This window comes from Paenibacillus pedocola (genome assembly GCF_031599675.1).
Lineage (GTDB): Bacteria > Bacillota > Bacilli > Paenibacillales > Paenibacillaceae > Paenibacillus_AQ > Paenibacillus_AQ pedocola.
In genome coordinates, this window is the sequence record NZ_CP134223.1 from 1596770 (window position 1) to 1620324 (window position 23555).

Genomic DNA, 23555 nt, shown 5'->3' on the forward strand with positions numbered 1-23555 from the left:
CTATCAGTAAATCATTAAACAAATGATAATTATTAATTGATAGTAAATAACTTCGCAATCATTCATTTCAGGAGGAAACTAACGTGAGCAAAAAATTGAGATTCGGATTTATCGGCTGTGGCGGTATCGCCAATCAGAAGCATTTCCCGGCACTTGCCGCTCTTAGTGAAGAAGCAGAGCTGGTGGCCTTCTGCGATATCGTGGAAGAGCGTGCGGCTAAGGCAGCCAAGCAATACGGGATTGAAAATGCAAGCGTATACACAGATTACAAAGAACTGCTGAAGGATGAAACGCTGGATGTCGTGCATGTCCTGACTCCCAACGTGTCCCACTCCTACATCACGGTTGATGCGCTGGAGGCCGGCAAGCATGTACTGTGCGAAAAGCCGATGGCCATTAGCACCGAGGAAGCACAGAAAATGCTGGATGCCGCCAAGCGTACCGGCAAAAAGCTAACAATCGGCTACCAGAACCGTTGCCGCGTTGATTCACTGGCTCTGCATGAAGCCTGCGAGAATGATGAGCTTGGTGAAATTTATTTTGCCAAAGCGCATGCTGTACGTCGTAAAGCCGTTCCGACCTGGGGTGTATTCCCGGACAAATCGAAACAGGGCGGCGGCCCGCTGATTGATATCGGTACCCATGCACTGGATCTGACTCTGTGGAACATGAATAACTATAAACCAAAAATGGTTGTCGGCTCGACTTACCAGAAGCTGAGCAACAACCCGATGGGCAATATGTTCGGACCTTGGGACCCTGAGACATTTGAAGTGGAAGACTCCGCCTTCGGCTTCATCAAGATGGAGAATGGTGCAACGATTTATCTTGAAGCAGCCTGGGCGCTCAACGTACTGGACGGTAAGGAAGCCCAGGTTACGCTGTGCGGAACCAAAGCGGGTGCGGAAATGCGCGGTAAAGCATTCCTGGATGAAGGTTATGTGGTGTTCAACACTGCACAGCACGGTCAACTGGTTGAAACCGGCCCGTCTGACGGCGGCGGTGTAGCGTACTTCAGCGGAGAGAGCCGCAGAGCGAACGATGTGGAAGCACGGATGTGGCTGGATGCGCTGCTCAATGATAAAGAGCCGCTGGTTAAACCGGAGCAGGCACTGGTTGTAACGCAAATTCTTGAAGCGATCTACAAATCGGCAGAAACAGGCGAGCCGGTATTCATCTAAAGAAGGTGTGGTAACAATGAAACTTGGAGTATTCTCCGTATTGCTGCAGCAGCGACCGCTGGAGGAGGCGCTCGATATTATCGCTTCCAAAGGACTGGATGCTGTTGAGCTGGGAACCGGCGGTTATCCCGGCAATCATCATTGCAAGCCCGATGAGCTGCTGGCTGATGCCGGCAAGCTGAAGGCCTTCAAGCAGCAGTTTGAATCCAGAGGGCTAAGCATCAGCGCACTGAGCTGCCACGGCAACCCGCTGCATCCGCAGAAGGCATTGGCCCGTCAATATCATGAGGAGTTCATGAAGACCCTCGACCTTGCCGAGCGTCTGGAGGTTCCGGTTGTAGTCGGCTTCTCCGGCTGTCCCGGTGACTCCGAAGATGCGAAGTATCCCAACTGGCCGGTTGCACCGTGGCCGAACGAATACGGCGAGCTACTGGCCTGGCAATGGGAGCAGAAGGTGATTCCTTACTGGAAGGAAACCGGCCGCTGCGCACAGGACAAAGGGCTGAAGATTGCACTGGAAATGCATGGCGGCTTCTCCGTCCATACACCGGCTACACTGCTGAAGCTGCGCGACGCAGCGGGCGAAGCCATCGGGGCCAACCTTGATCCAAGTCACATGTGGTGGCAGGGCATTGATCCGCTGCAGGCGGTTCAGATTCTCGGCCGGGCCGGCGCCCTGCATTACTTCCATGCCAAGGATACCGTAATTGATCCAGTCAACGTCAACCGTTACGGGGTTACGGATATGCAGCCGTACACGGCACTGCTGGACCGGGCCTGGAATTTCCGCTCTGTCGGCTATGGCCATGACAGCAAAACCTGGGCGGATCTGATCAGCACACTGCGGCTGGTCGGTTATGATTATGTCATCAGCATTGAACATGAGGATGGACTGATGTCGGTAGGAGAGGGCTTCTCCAAAGCGGTGGATACACTGAAGCCGCTGCTCATCCGTGAGCCGGCAGCAGAGATGTGGTGGGTCTGATCTACAGATAACAATGGGAAAGGAGCTGTGCAATGGAGAAGTCCGGGCATCCTATACTACGGATTATACCCCGCTTGTCATTACAAACGTCGATTATTACCGAACGGGATTCCGGCTCCGTTGCCAGTCCCGATATCCTGATTGTCTATGTGCTGCGGGGCAACCTGACGGTGCAGCAGCAGGAACGGAAGCTTATGCTCGGGCCGCATGAGTTCATCCTGTTTAATCCGCTTGAGGAGCATAAGCTGAATGCCGGTAAGGATGTTCTGGCTGCCCGGTTCAGGGTTCCCCAGGAGCTGCTTACATTCTTCGGCGGCCAGGAGGAGACAAGGTTTTTCTGCTGCTCCGTGCGGGAGCGCAAGGAAAGCGACGATGAGCTGCGGAGCATGTTTACGGAAATTCTACAGGGGCGCATACGGAATAAAACAATGCATCCTGTAGTGGAGATTAAACTGACCTTTGAGCTGCTTCATCTGCTGCTAAGCCATTACACCGTTAAAACGGCAGCAGTCGGCTCCATGCTTACGCCTAACAAGCCGAATCAGCGGCTGATGGAGATTTGCTCCTATATGCAGGCGAACTACCGGCAGCCGCTGACTCTGAATGAAGTGGCCGAACAGCATTATGTTTCCGTGCCCTATCTCTCCAAATCCTTCAAGAAAGAGACAGGCATGACGTTCTCGGAATACCTGAATCAGATCCGTCTGGATCATGCGATGGCCCATCTGCTGTATACAGATCAGCCGATTACACGGATTGCGCTGGACAGCGGCTTCCCGAGTCTGACCGCGTTTAACCGGGTGTTCCGGGAAGCGTATCAGCTGACGCCTTCCCAGTACCGGAAGGCGGCGCTGGAATCCGGTCTAGCACGAACAAGTGAAGAGGAAGGGTCAGTGCTTGCTGAAAAGGCTGATCTGAGAGAGCTGGAAGCGCTAATCAACAATCACTCTTTGCCCGATGCCTCCATCGTGACGGTTCAGGCTGTGCCGGAACAGGCGGCCAGCTATAAAAGAGTCTGGAAGGAAATCATCAACATCGGCTACGCCCGCGATCTGCTGAATTCCGATCTGCAGGAGCAGCTGCCGCTGATCCGCACCGATCTGGGTTTCACCTATGCCCGGGTGTGGGGAATCTTCAGCGATGAGATGATGATCGAGGACCCGTCGGACCCGGATAACGGCTATAACTTTAGCAATATCGATAAGCTGATTGATATTCTGATCCGCCACAATTTGCGGCCGTACCTTGAGCTCGGCGACAAGCCGAAGCTGATCCAGAAGAATGCCGCCCAGAAGATGGGAAAGGCTCCTGCGGTACACCGGCAGAGAGGGGCGGAGGAATGGAAAAGGCTGATCCGATCCTTTCTCATTCACTGCATCAACCGCTACGGCAGCGAAGAAGTGGAAAGCTGGTATTTCGAGCTGTGGCATTCCAGCAAGCATGCGTTTCTGTTTGAGGGGGTGGACGATCTGGTCAGTACCGCTTACCAGCCGGGTGAAATGGAGCAGTGGTTCAATGATTATTTTGTCCGGTTTGATCTGACCTGGAGGGAATTGAAGGAGCTGCTGCCTGCGGCAAGGCTTGGGGGCTGCGGATTAAGCATGGATCTGGAAGGGCGCTTTCTGCCGCTTCTGTTGGACAGGTGGAGCCGCAGGGAGATCGTTCCGGATTTCCTGTCTGTCTATCTCTATCCGTATGAATTCATTACGCCTGCTGACGGGAGCGCCCCGGTGTTTGCACATTCAGCCGATGAGCATTGGATCCTTCATACGATTCAGGCGGTCAGACAGTCACTGGCCGATCATGGCCTTACGCATTTACCGCTGCATGTGTCGGAATGGAACTTCAGTATTTCGAACAGGGACCCGCTGAATGACAGCATCTTCAAAGCCTCATATATTCTCAAAAATATGACGGAGTCGCTCGGTGAACAGGTGCTGATGGGCTACTGGCTCTACTCTGACATTTTCAGCGAGTTCAGGGACTCCCGGCGTTTGCTGCACGGGGGAGCAGGGCTGATCTCCAAAAACGGGATCAAAAAGCCTGCTTACTATGCATTCGCTTTCCTGAACCGGATGGGCAAGCAGCTGATCGGCCGGGGCCGGGATTACATGCTGACCAAACGCAGCGGTGACCGCTACCAGCTCCTGTGCTTTCATTACCGGCATTCCGAGCTGAGCGGTTACGGGGAGTCAGAGCCTGTGTCTGTGCCGGATGAGCTTCAGGAGCCAGGAACCACCGGATCTAAGCCGCTGGAGCGTAAATTCCGTCTGGAGGGTCTGAAGGACGGCAGCTACCGGCTGAAGCGTTCCTCTGTCAGCAGCGAGCGGGGCAGCATTCTTAAAGAGTGGAAAAAATTCGGCGCTGTCCACGATATCCGACCCGATGAAATTATGTTCCTGAAGCAGATCTGTGTGCCGGACATTTCCGTAGAGCATGTGGAGGTGAGAGGCGGAAGAATGGAGATCAGCAGCTCACTACGCGCTCACGAAATGTGCCTGATCGAGCTGGAGCTGAGAATGGATACGTTATAACACAAATTATTATTAAAGAAACGAGGGGTAAACATGTCCAGTATTAAACGGGCAGTAAGCTTGTACAGCTACCAGGATGAATATGTGCGCGGCAAATTGTCGCTGGAAGGGTGTCTGCAGGAGCTTGCGGAGATTGGTGTGGAAGGGGTGGAGGTCATCACGGACCAGATGTTCCACAACACGCCGGAAACCGACGATGCGAGCATCAAAAACTGGAAACGGATAGTTAAGGAAACGGGAATCGTTCCGGTCTGCAACGATATTTTTATCAATACGAACCTGTATCATAACCGCATGCTGACCAAGAAAGAAAACCTGGATTTCCTGAAAAAAGAGCTGGTCCAGGCTCACAATCTTGGCTTCCCGATGGTCCGTCTTGTTTCCGCCACACCGGCCGACATTATTGAGGAGGCCCTGCCGCTTGCGGAAGAGCTGAATGTCATCATGGCGCTTGAAGTGCATGCCGGAATGGCTTTTGACAATGCAATGACCAAGAAATTTACCGACATCATGTTCAAGCTGAATTCGCCTTATCTGGGTCTGGTCGTGGATACAGGGATTTTCTGCCGCAGACATCCGCGCGTATCCACAGCCTTTTTCCTCGATCAGGGCTTGAATCCTGAGATTGTAAAATATATCGACGACATCTTTGCCAGCGGGGATGATCCTCTGGAACTATCCCATAACAAGCTGCCGGAAGATTTGGAAAAAATGGTCCGTTCCCGGATCGACAGAGAATATATTATCTTCGCGGGCGGATATGAGAACAAGGATTTCTCCGTTCTGGACCCTTATATGCCGTATGTGAAGCATTTCCACGGCAAGTTCTGGGAGATGACTGAAGAAGGCACAGAATACTCCATTCCTTATAAGGAACTTATTGAATATCTCAAGGAAAAAGGCTACGAGGGTTATATTGCCAGTGAATATGAAGGCGGCCGGTTTGCCCTTCCGGGAACCGAGATTGATGCTGTGACTCAAGTAAGATTGCAGCAAGATATGCTGCGTTCCTATATCTAAGCAGAGGAGAGAAGAGTACATGTTCGATAACTATGTCTTAACAGATAACAGCCTTGAGAATGTCAAAAAAGACGGGGAAATCACCGGCTACAAAATGCGTACGCGCATTACCTACTACCGCGGCATTCCGCTTTCCATGGTCCATGATATCCAGGTTGAGGTGGACGGCCAAGAGGTTCCGCGTGAGAGCATCCGTTTTTCACCGGACGGGGAGATTTATTTTACACTTGAAGAAATGAAGACCGTAACCAGCTACAAATGGGAATACGGACAAGAAGGTATTGTGTATGTCGAGCAGGCAGGCGGACTTCCGGCAGGAGAGCATACAATCAAATTGACACAAGTATCACGTGTCGCCTATATACCGGTGCCGTTCTCCGGGTCACAGACTAAAACCCTTACTGTTATTTAATGATTCCTTAAGTGGATAAAGGAAGAGTAAGGGCCGCTTTTATCGAAAAGCCGTTTTGGGCTTAGCAAAGCCATCGAGAGCTACCGCCCGAACAAAGGCACGAAGCTAGCGACCTTTGCTGCCCGTTGTATTGAAAACGAAATTCTGATGCATTTGAGATCGCTTAAAAAGACTAAAAAGGACGTATCCCTGCATGATCCTATAGGAACAGACAAGGAAGGTAATGAGAATACGCTGATCGTTATCCTCGGCTCCGACTCAGATGATATTGTTAAGGAAGTGGATCTGAAGATCGAGAAGAGTAAGATTTAACGCAATCTCGATATTCTCGATGAACGTGAGAAAGAGGTGGTCGTCGGCCGCTTCGGCTTGGATACCGGCGAGGAAGAGCGGACGCAGCGGGAGATTGCAAAGGAGCTAGGGATTTCGCGGAGTTATGTGTCGCGGATAGAGAAGAGGGCGTTCATGAAGCTTTATCATGAGTTTTATAAGGCGAAGCGGTGAGCTTGAAATTACAACGTAATGTACATTAGCATACTTGATAAAGGGCTGTCCCTCAAGGTATTCAACCTTGTGAGACAGCCCTTCGCAAAGATACAAGCCGCTGATTCTATAAAGTAAGAATATCTACTCCCAGAGCTGGCAATATCATCTTCTGCTCCGATCTCTTGCTCGTCAACAAGCTGCGATAGGGAGCGTCAAGCGTCACCTCCCGTTGCTCATTCGTCAAATTGATCAGGAACAGGAAGCTTTCCTCACCCTTCGTGCGAATCGACAGTTCGACACCTTCTGGGAGCTGGAGCTTGGGTGCCAGGTCCTTTTCCTTCACTATTCCTTCAAACAGCTGATAGAAATACGATGGCTCCGGCCAAGTGCCGAGATAATACACTTCACCTTCACCAAACTTATTAACGGTAACTGCCGGCACACCCTCGTAAAAGTCGTTGTCATACCAGGCAATCGGTGCTGCTCCCCGCAGTTCCAGCAGATCGCTCCATTGCTTCGCAGCAAATGTCTGGCCCTCCGCGTTCCGAATCCAATGCTCGCTGTTGCCAATTGCATCATACTCACTAACGACAACCCCCGCCGCTTCCGCCAGCAGTCCCGGCAGAGGCAGCATCTCACATACATTCCGCATGTTCTTCACACCTGTACGATTAGTGAGGACAACCGTGCCGCCCTTGGCCGCGAATCGCTCCAGCCGCTGTGCTGCTTCTTCATTTAACAGAAAGAGGGAAGGGACAATGATCAGCTTGTAGCCATCGAGCTCCTCGGTCCAGTTGATAACGTCCGTACCTACGCCCATTTTCAGAAATGCATTATGCATAGAGGACAAGTTGTCTATATAGTGCATTCCCCCCTCTGCTTGGGGTTGAAGGGAAAGCGCCGTATGTTGATCATGTGAATGCAAAATCGCAACCAGGTTAACGATTGTCGAACCGTCCAGCAGTTCTCCTAGCTGGTTCACCTCGCTAGTAAGCTCCGCGAACTCCCTGAACCTGCGTCCAGGAACGTTGCTGTGGTCGATAAGTCCATGCCAGAACTGTTCGGCTCCGGCAGCAGCACTCCGCCAGCGGAAATGGACGACCATGTCGGCACCGCGGGCGATTGTCTGCCAGGAACGGGCCCGGATCAATCCGGGATAAGGAGTACGCTGGATAGGCATCCAGGCTCCCTGCGCTCCGCTCAGCTGCTCCATTACCCAGAAATTGCGGCGCTTGATGCCTCGAACCAAGTCCAGTGTCAACGCTCCGTTCCTCGGGAACCGGTCGCCATAATCGCGATACAGCTCATTCGGATAATAATCGACAGAGACGAAGTCCAGCTCTTTGTAGAGATCGTAATAGTCCAGGCTATTCGGGTATTGCCACATGTTATGCGTCACGAATTGGCCCGGACAGTTGCTGCGCAGAATATCAAGCTGCCATCCCAGCAGATAGCCTACACTGTCCGAGCAGAAGCGCTTGTACTCCAGAAGATAGGAAGGATTCATCGGTTTACTGGTACCGAGCGGTGTCGTTACCTCGGACCAGCTGCTGTACTCCCCGCTCCAGACGACCGTGCCCCACTCCCGGTTCAACTCTTCCAGACTGGAATAACGCTTCTGTAGCCAAGCAACAAATGCACGATTGCACGTATCACAATGGCATTCCTGGTAGTGCATCTCGTTATCGATTTGCCAGCCAATGACGGCGGGATGCTTCGCATAGCGCTGTGACATCGCTTCCATAAATTTGGATCCCAGCATTCTTAAGGAATAACTGTTGTTGCAACGATGTCCGCGCACACCCGGCCGGATGATTTGACGTTGCTCATCCATTGGAAGCACATCCGGATAACGGGTTGTCATCCAGTTTGGCGGGGTATTGGTAGGTGTGCATAACACGATCGCCATATTGCGTGTGGCAAATACTTCTATAGCCGCATCCAACCATTCAAACCGATAATCACCCTCGGTCGGTTCCATTCTGCTCCAGGCGAACTCCGCCATTCGCACAACAGCAACACCTGTCTCTTGCATAAGCGCTGCATCCTTCTCCCATTGCTCGGCAGTCCATTGCTCTGGATAATAATCAATTCCGATCTTAATCGTCATCCTTAATCTCCTTTGCTCATCAATATATTGCGATTATATGCTATATTAATTGGAGTGAATATCCTAAATATTTAATACGATATAACAATATTAAGATAGCAGGAGTTGGTCGCATGTCTCATCCAAATCGCGCTTTTCCGGTACTATCCGCCCGAGACAAGCTGCTCCCATTTTATTTGCTAGGGATTGGTCTGCATCATGAACAGGAGCATATATACCGGGACCCGGGCATTCAGGATTATCAGTGGATTCAATGCCGTAGTGGCGAGGGCAAACTCAAGCTAAGTGGATCGGAGCATATCGTCAAGCAAGGCATGGGTATGCTGCTGTTCCCCGGCCAGAAACACGAGTACTATGCTTTATCGGGGAGCTGGAAAGTCGACTGGATCATTTTTGATGGCAGCGGGTCAGCAGGCTTGTTTAAAACAGTCGGCATTGTAGACACATGCGTATTCACGCTCGCATCGCCCGAATACCTTCTATCCGGAATGAAGGAGCTGCTGAAAGCTGCCCTTACGCCGCGAGAGCAAACGTTAAGCAATTACGCATGCTCCGCCATCCTTTATACCTTATTGACGGAAATAATTCAGCGCATCTCTGTCGAGGGTAGCGATACTGTCGGTCAGCAGTATACACGGTTAAAGCCGGTCCTAGACTATATTGACCAGCATTATGCCGAAGAGATTACTTTACAGACACTCGCCGGATTGATGTGCGTCACACCGGAATACTTCTGCCATTTGTTCAAGAAGACGACAGGCATTCGTCCCATCAGCTATGTCAATCAGGTAAGGGTCAACAAGAGCAAGGAACTGCTGCTCGACAATGTGCAGCGCGGGATGGAGGATATTGCTCATCAAGTCGGCTTCGAATCTGCCAGCTATTATGGAGCAATCTTCAAGAAGCTGGAACGGCTCACACCCGGCGCTTTCCGCCGCAGCTACCAGAAATCTTAATATATGTACTGTCCTTGTGAACGTCTCCTTCTGAGAACCAGAAAGTGTCTGTTATGTTTATCTATCTAAAATGTTTGTTTTTATCACCAGGAATACGTGTAAAGTATAACCTTTAATGCTACCTTTCGATGGATATTTGAATTGTTGGTGAAAGTTAGGCGGATATATAATTTAGTAAAAGGCCTTGGGACCAGGCTATTCAGGAGGATATCCATGAAATTAAAGGTGCAAGTATATAATGAAGCAAAAGAACAGGCCTCTTGCAAAATCCATCTATGCGAGCTTCATCATAACAGCGGCCTTACTGTAAACAGTCATAAAATAGTGGTCTACTGCAATGGAGCATATGAATTTGAACTGGAAGCGGGCGAGTATGGGATCGAATGCTTTAAGGGCCCTTTATTTTTGCCTGTGGAGAGAAAGGTGCGGCTGGATCAGGACGATGTTGTTGTTGAGGTGTATTTGCAGAAAATAGTGGATACGAAGCGTCTTGGCCTTTACTCCTTCGACGCACATTCGCATATCTCCAGGAATTTGAACTCAACGGCAGGGAACCTTGTAAGTGCCTCTGCCATTATGAAGGGTGAGGATTTTAACTTTTTCTTTGCAGGATCGCCATATGATCTGGAGACTCATATCCAGGACCGGGATGGAAACCGGGAGGAAAAGGCTGCCTACAGGGAAAAGTACTCCGGGACTATCAAAGCCGTAAATAACTCCGATTTTATTCTGGATATAGGCAACGAAATTGTGAAATGCCGTTATGGGCACATGTTTATGATGAATTATGAACAGCTGCCTCCTTTTAGCAAGTATTATGACCGGGCATGGGATCCGTGGCTGTTTACCAAAGCCGGAGCAGAACCGGAATACTGCATCTCATACCCTTATGAAGCGCTTGGAAAGGAAAGAGGCGGGAATTCCGTTGCGGTTGCTGCCCATCCCACCAGCTGGTGGTCTCATAATGGAGAGTTCATCACTAATATTGCAGCTTCTTTAGGATTTGAAATCCTGGCCGGATCGATCGATGCGATGGTGATTATGGGATATGACAGCGATCATCTCTCATACCAGAAGCTTTGGTACGATGTATTGGATAACGGCTATTTTATGCCGGGAGTGGCAGAAACGGATCATTCCTTCGATTCGGCTCCGATGGAGCATTTGAAGTTCAGAACCTATACTTTTGCTGATGAATTTAGCATTGATTCCTTATGTACATCGGTAAAAGCAGGCAAAAATATGGTGTCCTCAGGGCCCGTCATTCTGCTGAAAGTAAACGGACAAATTCCTGGAGCGGTCCTGAACTATACAGAAGATGATGAATTTAATATCCAGATTGAAACATTCCGGTGTTATCAGGCGTCACTTAGTAAAATCCAGCTGATCGTCAATGGTGAAGTATGGAAAGAGGTTGGAATCGACGATCCTCATTACGAACTGAATGAAAAACTAAGCATAAAGCAGGATAGCTATATTCTTGCAAAATGTTATGATTTTGCTGGAAATGTCGCGATCACAAATCCTGTTTACATCAGAAACACCCCCTTTGCAAACAGGAATTTCCAATCGGATCTGACCATATGTATCACAAAGGACGGCCAGCCGGCGGACGGAGTTTTCTGGATTGACCATGACTCCGATAAGACGGAGTTTACACAGGAAATCCGTTGCACGATTAAGCCAGCTTCTGAAGTGAATATCGCGGTTGCCGGAACGGTGAAGCAGGTGAAGCTATTTGAAATGGGTGAATTGCAGCAAATATTCCGGAATCTTTATTTTGGATATTTTAATCAAGACAACCGTTACTCTGCAGGAGAAGTGCCTGCCGCCTGCTTTGAGCTTTCGCGGATCAGACAAATCTTAAGTAAAGTGGAGCTCCAGATCAGTTTTTAGAGTATTCCGGCGCGATATTTTATATCCCGTTTATCTTACTTTGTTATAGTGGTGCATGACCCTAATTCTGCAATTCTACAAAAAATAATGAATGCAAAGAGAAGGTAATGTACATGGCCAAACTATTGATTGTAGAAGATAACGATTTTGAACGAAATGCCCTGCAAAATTATATTGACTGGGACATTCTGGGGATCAGGCAGGTAGAGACTGCCTTTAACGGTCTGGACGGGCTGGACAAAGCACTCACCTTTATGCCCGATATCATCATCAGCGATATGAAAATGCCGGGTATGAGCGGGATTGAAATGGCCAAAAATGTAATCCGGTTTTGTCCTGATGTGAAATTTATCTTTTCCAGCGGACATGAAGAGGTCAGCCTGATTCAGGAAGCGATGGAGGTAAGGGCGTACAGCTATTTAATCAAACCTCTGAAACAAGAGGAACTGATCAGTATTATTAAGAAGATCACTTCCATTCTTGTAGATGAGAAGCTATCCAGCCTGGAGAATAACAAGATTATTGCACAGTTTCAGAATAATCTTCCTTTTCTGCAATCGAGGTTCCTTGAGGAATTAATCGTCTCGGGAAAAAGCGCCAATGATACAAAAGCCTTATCAGTTCAGGCGAACGATCTGAAGCTGAGAATGATCGGGATGTATAAGCTGGCTTTGATCGAGTTTGATTTTGGCGCGGATACGGATCTGTTTCAGAATACCGATTTGCTCAATGTGATCCTGTTCAGGCTCGAAGGCCTCAACAGCAATAAGAATGTAATTTTTTTGAAGAATTCAGGCAAAGGCATCATTGCACTGCTTCATACTCTGGTCCAGGGAGAGGAGAAGGATGCAAGGATAATTAATGATATTGAACAAGAAATCAAAGCCTTGTCTAACGAATATAACTACAAGTATATGATCGGAGTCAGCGGTCAGTTTGCTAATTTTGCTGAGCTGAATGCGGCCTACAAACAAGCTGTTATGGTTACGAGCAGAAAGATAGAACTGGGGTATGGACATATCGTTTTTTACAGTGAGTCAACAGAAGCACTTTCTGCTTCAATGGAGCCGGAACCGAAGGATATCAAAGCGGCAATTTCACGCGTGACGGACCTGGTGTGTGAGGGGGAAAGCTGTGAGGATGAGCTTAACCAGCTGGTAAACGTAATATTGCTGGACTCCAATAAAAAAATGGATGATATTCAAAGCCTGTTTATCTTCCTCTTTTCCAACCTTTCCATGCAAATGGCAGGCTTAGGTGAACGGTTCGAGAAGATGGCTGAAGAAGAAATTCACATTTTCAAGAATATCATTAATTCCAAAACCATCCCGGAACTGATCTTATATACCAGCAAGATCTTATATTCCATCTCTTCCTACATGGACCGGAAAAAACTCAATAAAGATGACTACATTATCAAGGAAATTTTAAATATTTTGAATCATGACTACAGCAAGCCGATAACGCTTACTTATATTTCGGACAGGGTGTACTTGAGTCCCAACTATCTGAGAATTTTATTCAAGGAAAAGATGAACATCAGCATTCAGGAATATTTGACAAATCTGCGGATCTGCAAGGCCAAGGAGCTGTTACAGCAGACCAAATACAAAGTCCATGAGATCGGCGAGATGGTAGGGTATGAGAACAGCACTTATTTTAACATCGTGTTCAAGAATTACATTCAGATGACGCCAAAGGAATACAGGAAAAAGTTCAGGTGAGATCACACAAGCCTATGCTAATGGAGCGTACAAATGATGAATGAACATGGACTTCGTGTAAGGAAAAAAGACTATAAATTCTTTCACATCATCTTAGCCTTCAATATCCTGATTCCGCTCGTTTGTTCAGTTACCATCAGTTCCATTCTATACGGAAGATTAAGCCAGACGCTTAACCATCAGAAGGAAGAGTTCATGCATTATGCCACCTCCCAGGCTCTGAACGGAATTGAGAACATCATGAAAAACTGTGAGCTGACGGCCAAAAACATCTATTCCGACAATACGGTATCCAGCCTCTTCCTGGGCACGTATCACGGTAATGTGGATTACAATTTATTTAACCATTTTATGGGGATTAACAATGTATTCGAGAACTATATCCAGACAAACAGTGACATCCGGAACATCACCATCTATAAAATCGACCCTGAACTGATTACGGACGGTAAAAATGTTAAAAGTATAGAGAGCTTCACAAGACAGGATCTGATGCAAAAAGCGATAGATGCCCGCGGGAAGGATGTTTGGGTTACCTACGAGGAGGAAGGGGAGGGAACCCGGATCCTGCTGCTTAAATACATCAATATTAACCTGCCGGGCGGGGTTCTGGCCATAGAGATGAATCAGGACCGGTTAAGTAATCTGTCAAAAGGCGAAGAGAATGCCAAATACCTTTTGTATTTGCTCAGTGAAGGGAAGATGATTTTCAGTTCCAATCCAAAGGTTCCGATCGGCAGAGACACGCTGGATACTGTGAAGACAAATGTACTGAGGGACAAGTTCTTATCCAAGCTGAAGCAGGATGACAGCTCTTATTATTCCTATTACGGAAAAGTCAATGATGCGTTGTCTGTGGTTATCCTCTACGATGCCTATGAGATCGAAAAGGAGAAGCGGTCAATCGCCAAGTATGTATGGGTTAGTACATGCTTTTTTGTGTTGGTCGGTGTTGTACTGGCGATCCTGTTCTCCACAAGATTTGCCCGGAACATCGAAAGACTGGCGCATAAAATGAAGTCCATTGAAAAAGGAAATTTAAAAATCGTGCCGGGTACGAATAAAATCCGTGAAATTTCGGCGCTGGATCAAACCTTGTGCAGCATGGCGCAGAAGATAGAAGGGCTTACTGAAGACATCGCCAGGACAGAACGTCAGAAGGTACAAAGTGAGATCAAATATTTACAGAAACAGATGAATCCGCATTTTTTGTACAATTTACTGTCTGCAGTAAGGTGGATTGCATTCCATAAAAGAGAGGATAGAATTGTCCATATCATTGATCTGTTAAGTGATTTTTATAAAATCGTGCTCAGCCAGGGAAGAGACATCATTCAGCTTACATCCGAAATTAGGCTGATTGAGAATTATGTTGCCCTGCAAAATTTATGCCATAGTGACGAGATCAAGCTGACGGTCCAGTCAGATCAGGAATACGTGGACCTGCCCATTAGTAAAATGACCCTGCAGCCGTTTATTGAAAATAGCATCATTCATGGGAAACCTCACGGGAAGCTCATTCATATCAATGTGGATATCCGCAAAGAGGGTGATCATGTGGTGATCACAGTCAGGGATGACGGAATGGGTGTGAAGGAGAGCTTTATCAAGTATATGGAGTGTCTGAATAAAGGGGAAGAGACGGATGCCAAGCTGGGGTATGGTGTCACGAACACATTCATGCGGCTCAGGCTACTCTACAGTAATGCGAGTATTCATGTATACCCGGGGAATCCGGGAACCGTTGTAGAAATCTCTTTTGATGTTGTTAACAAGCAGGAGCTGGAGGCTTAAGTATAGCGTACCGTAAGCAGGGTGATATTCTTGGTGAATGTAACAAGCCGGGAGCACCCTGCTTTTTTGTGGCATCAAAGTTTTGTTTTTTATTGAAAATGTTTATATCTATATTTCTTTTGCAGGTGAAAGTGATGCAGTTAGATATATCATTCGATGGATACTTCAATTGAATTGAAGGGCAGCTGACCGGATAATTGAATTATGAAAGGTGGCGGTGAATGCTTAAAGAACAGTAAATGCAGGATTACCCTTGGACAGGAGGCAGGGCATGAAAGCGGGATACGGTAATTACAGCATCATCAAAAAAATAAAAAGGCAGAAGGTTCATCTTCTTCTATTGCTCCCTTTTCTAATCTTTATTCTGATCTTCAAATACACTCCGATGTATGGTGCGCTGCTTGCGTTCAGAGAATTTTCCTACAGAACGCCGTTCGGGGGGGAATGGGTTGGATTTCATTATTTCAAGTCTTTTTTCAGTAATCCTGATTTCTCCGTAGTCATCCGTAACACGATTGTGATCAGTTCGCTCAGTCTAATAGGTTCAACCCTTGCGGCGATTATATTTGCCATACTGATCTGCGAAGTGAAGAACGCCGTCTATAAAAAATTTGTACAGACCGTTTCCTATTTGCCGCATTTTATTTCCTGGGTAGTCGTAGCGGGGATGGCGATGACAATCTTCTCTATTGATGAACTGGCGCCGGTGAATTCGTTCCTGCTCAGTATGCATTGGATCGATACACCAGTTAATTTTCTCGGGGAAGCAGATCATTTCTGGCCGCTCGTTACGGGGCTGAATGTGTGGAAGAACGTGGGATGGAATTCCATTATTTATATTGCTGCCATAACATCGATTGATAAGCAGCAGTATGAATCCGCTGTGATTGACGGGGCCAATAAGTTTCGGCAAATTACCCATATTACCATCCCTACTATAATGCCTACCATCATTCTGCTGTTTACCTTTGGTGTAGGCTACATATTGAATGCGGGATTAGATCAGCAGCTATTTCTGCAGAATCCCATGAATATCAGCCGGTCCGAGGTTCTGGACACCTATGTACTGAAGTACGGCCTGCAGCAGGCGGCATTCTCTTATGGAGCAGCTGTCGGTCTGTTTAAGAGTGTTGTTGGCATAGCTCTGATCGTACTTTGCAACTATGCTTGCAGAAAGTTCCTGAAGATGGGGATTTTCTAAAGCGATGAGTCAGAAGCCGGTAAGGGGGAGTTAGATGAAAATAACAAAGGGAGAACGGTTATTCTATCTGATCAATAATGCATTTCTGCTGTTCGTGGGATTTCTGGCTGTATTTCCCTTCTGGAATATATTTGTCGTGTCTTTTAATGACGGAAGGGATGCCATGCGGGGAAGTATTTATTTCTGGCCTCGAAAGTTCTCATTGGAAGCCTATAGCGCCATCTTCAACGAGAGCAGCCTGATGCACGCCACATATATCAGCATCTCAAGGACTTTACTGGGGACACTCCTTGGGCTTCTGTGTACAGCTGTTCTTGCGTATCTGTTATCCAACCGGGAGCTGATCTTCAGAAGAGGCATCCTATTCTTCTTTATCTTCACCATGTATTTCTCAGGCGGCCTTATCCCGGAATTTATGCTCATCAAGAATCTGCACTTGTATAACAACTTTCTGGTGTACATCATCCCGAGTGCAATCAGCGTCTGGAATGTGATGGTTATGAGGCAGTTCTTCGAGGATCTCCCGGCTTCCCTGGCCGAATCGGCAAGGATCGACGGGGCATCGGAGCTGAGAACACTGAGAAGCATCATTCTTCCCATGTCGACTCCCGTACTGGCAACCATTGCATTGATGATAGGAGTACAGCAGTGGACCACTTGGTTCGACACCTTTATGTTTACTTCAGGCTCGCAGAATTTAGAAACCCTTCAAGGGGTTCTGGTCAAAATCCTGATGGAAACCCAGATCCAGTCTACGGACCCTGTACAAGCGGCCAGGCTGGAGCAATCCGGTTCCATTCTTACCCCGGAAGTCATTAAGATGGCTACAATTACGATTACTACCGTTCCTATTATCCTGGTATACCCATTTTTGCAGAGATACTTTGTCGGCGGTCTTACGGTAGGTGCAGTAAAAGGCTGATTCTCATTTACAAAAAGGAAGGGATGAATACTATGAAGAGGTTTGTAAGAATCAAAAGCATTACTGCTGCTGCGGTGATGTGTTCGCTCCTGCTCAGCGCATGTGCGGTTAACAACAGCACGAATACGAATACGAATACGAATACGAATTCGGCTGCCGGCAACCAGACGGGTGTAGAGAAGGAGGAGCCGGTTGTGCTATCCATAGTGAATTCCGCCGGAGGCACACCGAGTTTCCCTACGGGAGATCCTTTCTGGGACGAGAATCCGGTAGCGAAAGCACTGGAGGCCAAACTCAACATCAAACTGAAGTGGGATGTCTATTCCGGGTCCGGAAAAGACAAGCTGAACGTTGTTCTCGCCAGTGGAGAGTACCCGGATATCATAATGTTATCTGATCCTTCCAAAGTCATTGCTGATAAAATAGCCATTCCTCTTAACGATCTGATCGATCAGTATGGTCCGGATCTGAAAAAGAAATACGGATCTGCGCTTAATATGCTCAAACAAAGCGACGGCAACATCTATCACCTGACCAACTCCTACTTACCGGAAGGGGCAACTCCTCCTGGATACGGATACAGCTTACAGGTGAGAACGGATATTTACGAGGCGCTGGGTTCGCCGAAGCTAGAAACGGCAGACGATGTGTATAACTATTTGAAGCTTGTAAAGGAGAAATATCCGAAAACCCCGGACGGGCAAACCATGTATCCGCTCAGCGGCTTCAACCGGAACTGGGGATCCCCCTATTATGGAATGATCGCCATGGCCGGTTCCCCGGCAGATTCCAAGCTCTACATGGGAGCCGGTGATTCTGTGCAGTACTGGCCAAAGGCACCTTGGGCAAAGGAAGTACTTGGATTCTACAACAAATTGTATCGTGAAGGATTAATCGATCCCGAAGCCTTTACACAAGATTATGCGACCTGGCAAAAGTCTAAGCTCTATCCGGCAAGAGTCGCAGCTCACATCGGCGGGTGGAACCAGACGTATGACGTGCTCAAGACCTACACAGACGCAAAGTTGCCCAATGCAGAAAAAATGTATTTCCAGAATGTTGTCTTCAAATTCCCTACCGGTGACAAACCGGCCTTATTTTCGGTCAGCAAAAAAGGGATCGGGGCGCTTGTCATTACCGACAAATGTAAAAACCCGGAAGCGGCTATGAAATTGCTGAACTACCTTGCTACAGAGGAAGGCAACTTCCTGGCGATGAACGGACCGGAGGGGATTCAATGGGAGATGACAGACGGTAAGCCCGCGCTTACTAAGCCTTATCTCGACAGATGGCTTGCCGGCGAGCAGCAGGTAAATATTGAAAAAGAAACCGGCATGGGCCATTACGCCAGACTTGTAGGCTCTGACCTTGGCAAAACCAGCTGGGGGACTTACTGGATCCTGAAGGATGATCCGGTTGCCACCAATAATACCAGAGCGCAGCAGAGAGACCAGGCCTTAGGCGAATACTGGTATGACTCTACGACGATAGGCGATCTGATGGCAGGGGCCGATATGGATACGCTGGCTAAACAGCAGGCTGTCGATAAGAGACTTTATGATAATGCATTCTCTGTCATTCTGGCCAAATCGGAGGCGGATTTTGCAGCGGAATTTGAGAAGTTCGTCAAGGATCTTGATTCCGCCGGTGCTCCTCAGGTTGAGGAGTACATGACGAAGATGCATAAACAATATATAGAGCAGCTGTCGGGTAAGTAAGTAACGCCTTCAATAACAGCAGAAGGCTTAACAAGGCAATGGGTGGAGGAGCAGCTTCATTCATTGCCTTTTCTGTGAAATCAGCGCTGATGATGCTCAGATGAAGGAGTGGGAAGCATGAAGTTAACATTCATAAGGCATGGACATATGGCAGGAGATCCTTTTATATGCCCGGAACGGCCGGTTCAAGGCTGCCTGTCGGAAGATTACGGCATACTGCAGGCGGAAGCAACCGCCGAAGCGCTGAAGGACGAGAAATTTGACATTGCGCTTTCGTCCCCTTATGGCAGAGCCCTGCAAACCGCGGAAATCGTCCTGGCCGGAAGAGCGCTGGATATCCGAATCCTGCCTTATCTCTATGAGTGGATGCCGAACCGTGAACTGGAGAAGGTACCGAGTACCGTTTTTGAAGAGATGCAGCGCGAGGCCGGAGAGGCATATGCGGAGGAGACCTGGAAAACGGATATGGGAGAGGGATACTTCGATATGTGCACCAGAATCATTCCTCCCTTTCTAAAGGAACTAGGCAAGCTTGGCATTCATAGCCGCATGGGCGGTTTTGTGCCTGATGAGCATGCCAAAGAGCTGTCCGTCGCCGTGTTCGGGCATGGAGGCTCGCTTGGTGTACTGCTCAACTTTTTACTCAGCGTAAGGCCGTTTCCTGTAGGCAGCTTTTCTTTTGCACATACAGGGACAGCCATGATTCAGTTCGCTGAACGGAAAGGGATTTATTATCCCCAGTTAATCATACCTGCACTTCATAAGATTAGCGAGCGGTGAGGAGACGATGACAATGAACATTATTGACGAAGCCTACAGACAATCCATTGATGTAGTAAAGCGGTGTATGCACGGCATCGGGGCAAAAGCGTCTGCTCTGTCGGAGGGGTATAACCAGGTCTATGCAAGAGACAGCATTATTACTTTTTTGGGTGCCTCCCTGGTAGAGAATGATGAAATCAAAGCCTCCTTCCGGATTACACTGGATACGCTCTCAACGTATCAATCCAAGCTGGGTATGATCCCGCTGTTCGTCGATGTAGAGAACCCTAGAATCGAGGCAAATCAGGGGGCCGTGGACAGCAACCCGTGGTATGTCATCGGACATGGAGTCTATTACAAGCGGTATAAGGATATAGAGTTTCTGAAAAGCAGCTTGGAATCGATTAAGCAAGCGATGCTCTGGCTGGAGTATCAGGACAGCAACAATTGCGGTCTGCTGGAGGTTCAGGAGGCTGCGGACTGGGGAGATTTGTATGCCAACCGCGGGAATATTCTGTATGACAATGTTTTGTATTATAAGGCGCTTCTGGAATATTCCGCATTACTTGAGCTGTGCGGGGAGAACGGGGAGGACAGTCTCGCAAGAGCTGAGGATGTTAAAACAAAGCTGAATCTTCTGCTCTGGCTGGGGGATGTGGAAGAAAAGACAAGGATCATTAATGAGAAAGGCTACTCACAAGAATGGCTGAGAGTGATACGGATGAGCAGTGAATTATATTGGTTCGGCAAGTTTTATATGCCCTATGTCGCCTTCAGGGATTTCGGATATCACTGTGATGCGCTTGGCAACAGTCTGGCCATCTTGTTTGGCATTGCGGACGATGCGCAGGCAGGTAAAATCATTGACCACTTCACGCAAACGGGGATGAATAAGCCATATCCGATCATGGCCAACTATCCGCCTATCCTGCCTGGAGATAAGGACTGGCGTGAATATTACAGAAACGGCCATTTAAATCTGCAGTACCAGTATCATAACGGAGGCATCTGGCCGTTTATCGGAGGGTTTTATGTTGCGGCGCTGAAGAAAGCGGGCAGGGAGGCCTTTGCCTTGGAGGAGCTGGAGAACCTGGCAAAGGCGAACCGTACCGGAAAACGCTTTGAATGGGAATTCAATGAATGGCTGAACGGCAGAAGCGGTATGCCTTCCGGCATGGCCTATCAGGCTTGGTCTGCGGGGATGTACATCTATGCCTACCGTTCTGTAATGGATGACGCGGCGGAGAGCGATTTCCTATGAACCTGAAATTCGGGGTGCGGACGGCAGCGGCATGGAATGTGAAGCCTGCACAGCTTCGGTGTGAATATGTGATTACTCCGCTCGGAGTGGATACGCCGGGGCCCAAATTAAGCTGGGAAACGGAGAGCAGCGGGGAGGGCTTTATCCAAGGGGCATACCGGATTATCGTAGCTTCCCTTAAACCCAATATCGACAATCATATAGGAGATCTGTGGGACAGCGGGAAGGTGGAGTCCAACGCTCAAAATGCTATCCGCTTCAATGGTTCCGGGATGGCTCCGAAAAGCCGTTACTGGTGGAAGGTCAAGGTATGGGACGATCAGGGAAATGAATCTGCCTGGAGTGATGAAACGTACTTTGAAACCGGCATGTTCACCGCCGGAGACTGGAACTGCAAATGGTTCAACTGTGAATATCCCAACAGTCCTTCTGCCGTCTATTATGAGCGAAGGGAATTTGCAGCCACAGGAAAGGCCGGTATAGCAGGGGCGAGGGCCTATATAGGCGCTACCGGCAGCAAAGCGAATGCCTATGAGCTGCGGATAAACGGGGCTAAAGCGGGCGAAGACCTGATCAGCCCGGGCCAGACCCATTTTAGACGGGGAATGTACCGCGTGTATGATGTTACAGACTTGATTACACCTGGAACCAATGTTATAGGGATTATGCATATCCGGAAAGTTATCTTTCACCTTGATATCCGCTACACCGATGGAACATCTGAAGTGATTGTGAGCGACCCTGCGTGGAAAAGGCTCAAAAAAGGTCCTTATGCAGCCCTGCGCTATGCAGGCGGCAGCATTTCCGAAGGGAAAGGCGAAACCTATGATGCAAGGCTTGAGCCGGATGGATGGGATCTGCCGGGCTTTGATGATTCTTCATGGGAGAGGCCGATTCCGGATACCGGCCCGCTGCTGCTGACTGCACAGCTGCAGCCTATCAAGGCCATAGAGGAGATCAGACCTGTATCCATTTCAACTATTGAAGAAAATACTATTGTCGTTGATTTTGGGCAGAATCTGTTCGGGACGGTAGGCTTGACCGTCACAGGTAGAGCAGGTACCACGGTGACCCTACGCTATGCGGAATGTCTGAATCCGGATGGAACAATCAATCCGGGCAGTATAGAAGCAGGCTGGCTTGCAGAACCGCAAGCCCAATATGATGAGTATATTCTTAAAGGTGCGGGGGAAGAGATCTATCAGCCGAGATTTTCATGTCATGGCTTCAGGTATATAGAGGTTTCAGGATACCCGGGAACCCTGTCCGCGGACCGGATTTATGCAAAGATTGTGCATAATGACATCTTGAACGGTTCCGGATTCACTTGTTCCAATGAGCTATTGAACAGGCTGCAGCACAGTGCCGTATGGTCATTACGGTCGAATCTGGTGTCGGTCCCCATGGATTGCCCTTCAAGAGAGAGGCAAGGCTGGCTTGGGGATGCCCACTGCCATTCTGAGGCGGATTGCTTCAATTTTGATATGGCTGCCTTCTATGCCAAATGGTTCGATGATATATCCGATTCCCAATTGGAGAACGGCATCGTACCTCTTATATGTCCCAGTGAAGGTCATGAATATTCCCTGGATATGCCTTGGGCTTCCGCTGTGATTCTGATCCCTTGGGACCATTACCTGGCGTACGGCGACAAGCCATTTTTGCTGCAGCATTATGATTTGATGAAACGCTGCCTGAATACCTTCAGCAGCGAACTGGGCAGTGATGGTCTGCTGCATAACAGCCTTATTTTCGGAGACTGGTTTGGAAGCGTTACGGATATTTCGGGGCTATATCTGGCTACGGCTTATTATTACAGATGTCTCGTGCTCTTGTCAGCAATGGCGGAGGAATTGGGGAACACGAGCGATATGACGCTATACTCCGGGCTGGCCCGGAAGGTAAGGGAAGGAATCAATGCAGCTTTCCTGAAGGAAGGCCGCTATTATGATACCAATTCACAAACCGCTAATGCGCTTGCTCTATATTCGGGATTGGTCCCGGATGATTTCAAAACGGCCGTCCTGGACAGTCTGGCTGAGGATATTATGTCCCGTAAGACCATGACGGTGGGATGCCTTGGTGCAGAAGTTATCCTGGCGGCTCTGGCGGAGAACGGAAGGAATGACATTGCTTACGAGCTCGCTGCGAACACCAATAAAGGCTGCTGGGGGTACTGGATCAAGGAGTATGATTCGACGACGGCGTTTGAAAGCTTTTCCGATAACAGATCTTCCAACAATCATGCATTCCTTATTGGAGGACTGAGTGTGTGGTTTTATAAGCACCTTGCCGGTATTACTCCTGTCAGACCCGGGTATGAGACCATGAAGATTAAGCCCTTTGTTCCTTATGATATGGATCATGCAAGCGCACAAATTCATACCGTCAGAGGAATGGTGAAATCAAGCTGGCACAAAACCGGTACAGGACTTGTAATGAACATAGTTATCCCTCCCAATGCAACGGCGGAGGTATATGTGCCGTCTGTTGATTCCGAAGGACGATTTACGCCGGATGGGGAGTTCACCGTGTATTCTGTAGGTTCCGGGCATCACTCTTTTCAAGCCAACATTCATTAGGAGGAGATTCA

16 protein-coding genes and 1 pseudogene are annotated in these 23555 nt (G+C 48.4%); 16 read left to right on the plus strand and 1 reads right to left on the minus strand.

Going from position 1 to position 23555, the window contains the following annotated elements; genetic code table 11:
- Positions 1–83: 83 nt before the first annotated feature.
- The 6 genes and pseudogenes from QU597_RS07030 to QU597_RS07055 form a co-directional block, all read left to right on the plus strand.
- On the plus strand, positions 84–1181 hold the full coding sequence (locus QU597_RS07030; protein WP_310831972.1) for a Gfo/Idh/MocA family protein: 1098 nt from the start codon (positions 84–86) through the stop codon (positions 1179–1181).
- Positions 1182–1197: 16 nt separating this feature from the next.
- Positions 1198–2166: a sugar phosphate isomerase/epimerase family protein gene (locus QU597_RS07035; RefSeq protein ID WP_310831973.1), complete on the plus strand. Its 969-nt coding sequence runs from the start codon at positions 1198–1200 to the stop codon at positions 2164–2166.
- Positions 2167–2198: 32 nt separating this feature from the next.
- Positions 2199–4700, plus strand: coding sequence for a GH39 family glycosyl hydrolase (locus QU597_RS07040; RefSeq protein WP_310831974.1), 2502 nt, complete (start codon positions 2199–2201; stop codon positions 4698–4700).
- Between the two features lie 33 nt (positions 4701–4733).
- Entirely contained in the window at positions 4734–5720 is a 987-nt protein-coding gene (locus tag QU597_RS07045; protein ID WP_310831975.1) for a sugar phosphate isomerase/epimerase family protein, read from the plus strand.
- A 19-nt stretch (positions 5721–5739) separates the two neighbouring features.
- The gene (locus QU597_RS07050) at positions 5740–6132 is read left to right on the plus strand and encodes a C-glycoside deglycosidase beta subunit domain-containing protein (RefSeq protein ID WP_310831977.1); all 393 of its coding nucleotides are present in this window, start codon (positions 5740–5742) and stop codon (positions 6130–6132) included.
- Positions 6133–6189: 57 nt separating this feature from the next.
- A pseudogene (locus QU597_RS07055) lies at positions 6190–6636 on the plus strand (sigma-70 family RNA polymerase sigma factor); the annotation flags it as partial.
- 106 nt (positions 6637–6742) lie between these two features.
- On the opposite strand, the gene QU597_RS07060 reads toward QU597_RS07055, so the two are convergent.
- The gene (locus tag QU597_RS07060) at positions 6743–8728 is read right to left on the minus strand and encodes a beta-galactosidase (protein ID WP_310831978.1); all 1986 of its coding nucleotides are present in this window, start codon (positions 8726–8728) and stop codon (positions 6743–6745) included.
- 113 nt (positions 8729–8841) lie between these two features.
- Between QU597_RS07060 and QU597_RS07065 the strand changes: the two genes are divergently transcribed.
- The 10 genes from QU597_RS07065 (at position 8842) to QU597_RS07110 (ending at position 23544) form a co-directional block, all read left to right on the plus strand.
- Positions 8842–9684: an AraC family transcriptional regulator gene (locus tag QU597_RS07065; protein WP_310831979.1), complete on the plus strand. Its 843-nt coding sequence runs from the start codon at positions 8842–8844 to the stop codon at positions 9682–9684.
- Positions 9685–9897: 213 nt separating this feature from the next.
- Entirely contained in the window at positions 9898–11580 is a 1683-nt protein-coding gene (locus QU597_RS07070; RefSeq protein ID WP_310831980.1) for a CehA/McbA family metallohydrolase, read from the plus strand.
- 113 nt (positions 11581–11693) lie between these two features.
- Positions 11694–13304 carry a response regulator gene (locus QU597_RS07075; protein ID WP_310831981.1) on the plus strand — a complete coding sequence of 537 codons (1611 nt, stop codon included), beginning with the start codon at positions 11694–11696 and terminating at the stop codon, positions 13302–13304.
- Positions 13305–13337: 33 nt separating this feature from the next.
- Positions 13338–15098, plus strand: coding sequence for a sensor histidine kinase (locus QU597_RS07080; RefSeq protein ID WP_310831982.1), 1761 nt, complete (start codon positions 13338–13340; stop codon positions 15096–15098).
- A 271-nt stretch (positions 15099–15369) separates the two neighbouring features.
- Positions 15370–16299 carry an ABC transporter permease gene (locus QU597_RS07085; protein WP_310831983.1) on the plus strand — a complete coding sequence of 310 codons (930 nt, stop codon included), beginning with the start codon at positions 15370–15372 and terminating at the stop codon, positions 16297–16299.
- Positions 16300–16333: 34 nt separating this feature from the next.
- Positions 16334–17221 carry a carbohydrate ABC transporter permease gene (locus tag QU597_RS07090; protein ID WP_310831984.1) on the plus strand — a complete coding sequence of 296 codons (888 nt, stop codon included), beginning with the start codon at positions 16334–16336 and terminating at the stop codon, positions 17219–17221.
- A 32-nt stretch (positions 17222–17253) separates the two neighbouring features.
- Positions 17254–18939 carry an extracellular solute-binding protein gene (locus tag QU597_RS07095; protein WP_310831986.1) on the plus strand — a complete coding sequence of 562 codons (1686 nt, stop codon included), beginning with the start codon at positions 17254–17256 and terminating at the stop codon, positions 18937–18939.
- Between the two features lie 117 nt (positions 18940–19056).
- Positions 19057–19719 carry a histidine phosphatase family protein gene (locus QU597_RS07100; RefSeq protein ID WP_310831987.1) on the plus strand — a complete coding sequence of 221 codons (663 nt, stop codon included), beginning with the start codon at positions 19057–19059 and terminating at the stop codon, positions 19717–19719.
- Positions 19720–19732: 13 nt separating this feature from the next.
- A complete protein-coding gene (locus QU597_RS07105; protein ID WP_310831988.1) occupies positions 19733–20962 on the plus strand; it encodes an amylo-alpha-1,6-glucosidase in 1230 nt (409 codons plus the stop codon).
- Complete coding sequence (locus QU597_RS07110; RefSeq protein WP_310831989.1) at positions 20959–23544, plus strand: family 78 glycoside hydrolase catalytic domain; 2586 nt, start codon at positions 20959–20961, stop codon at positions 23542–23544. Before QU597_RS07105 ends, QU597_RS07110 begins: the two co-directional genes overlap by 4 nt.
- Positions 23545–23555: the final 11 nt, after the last annotated feature.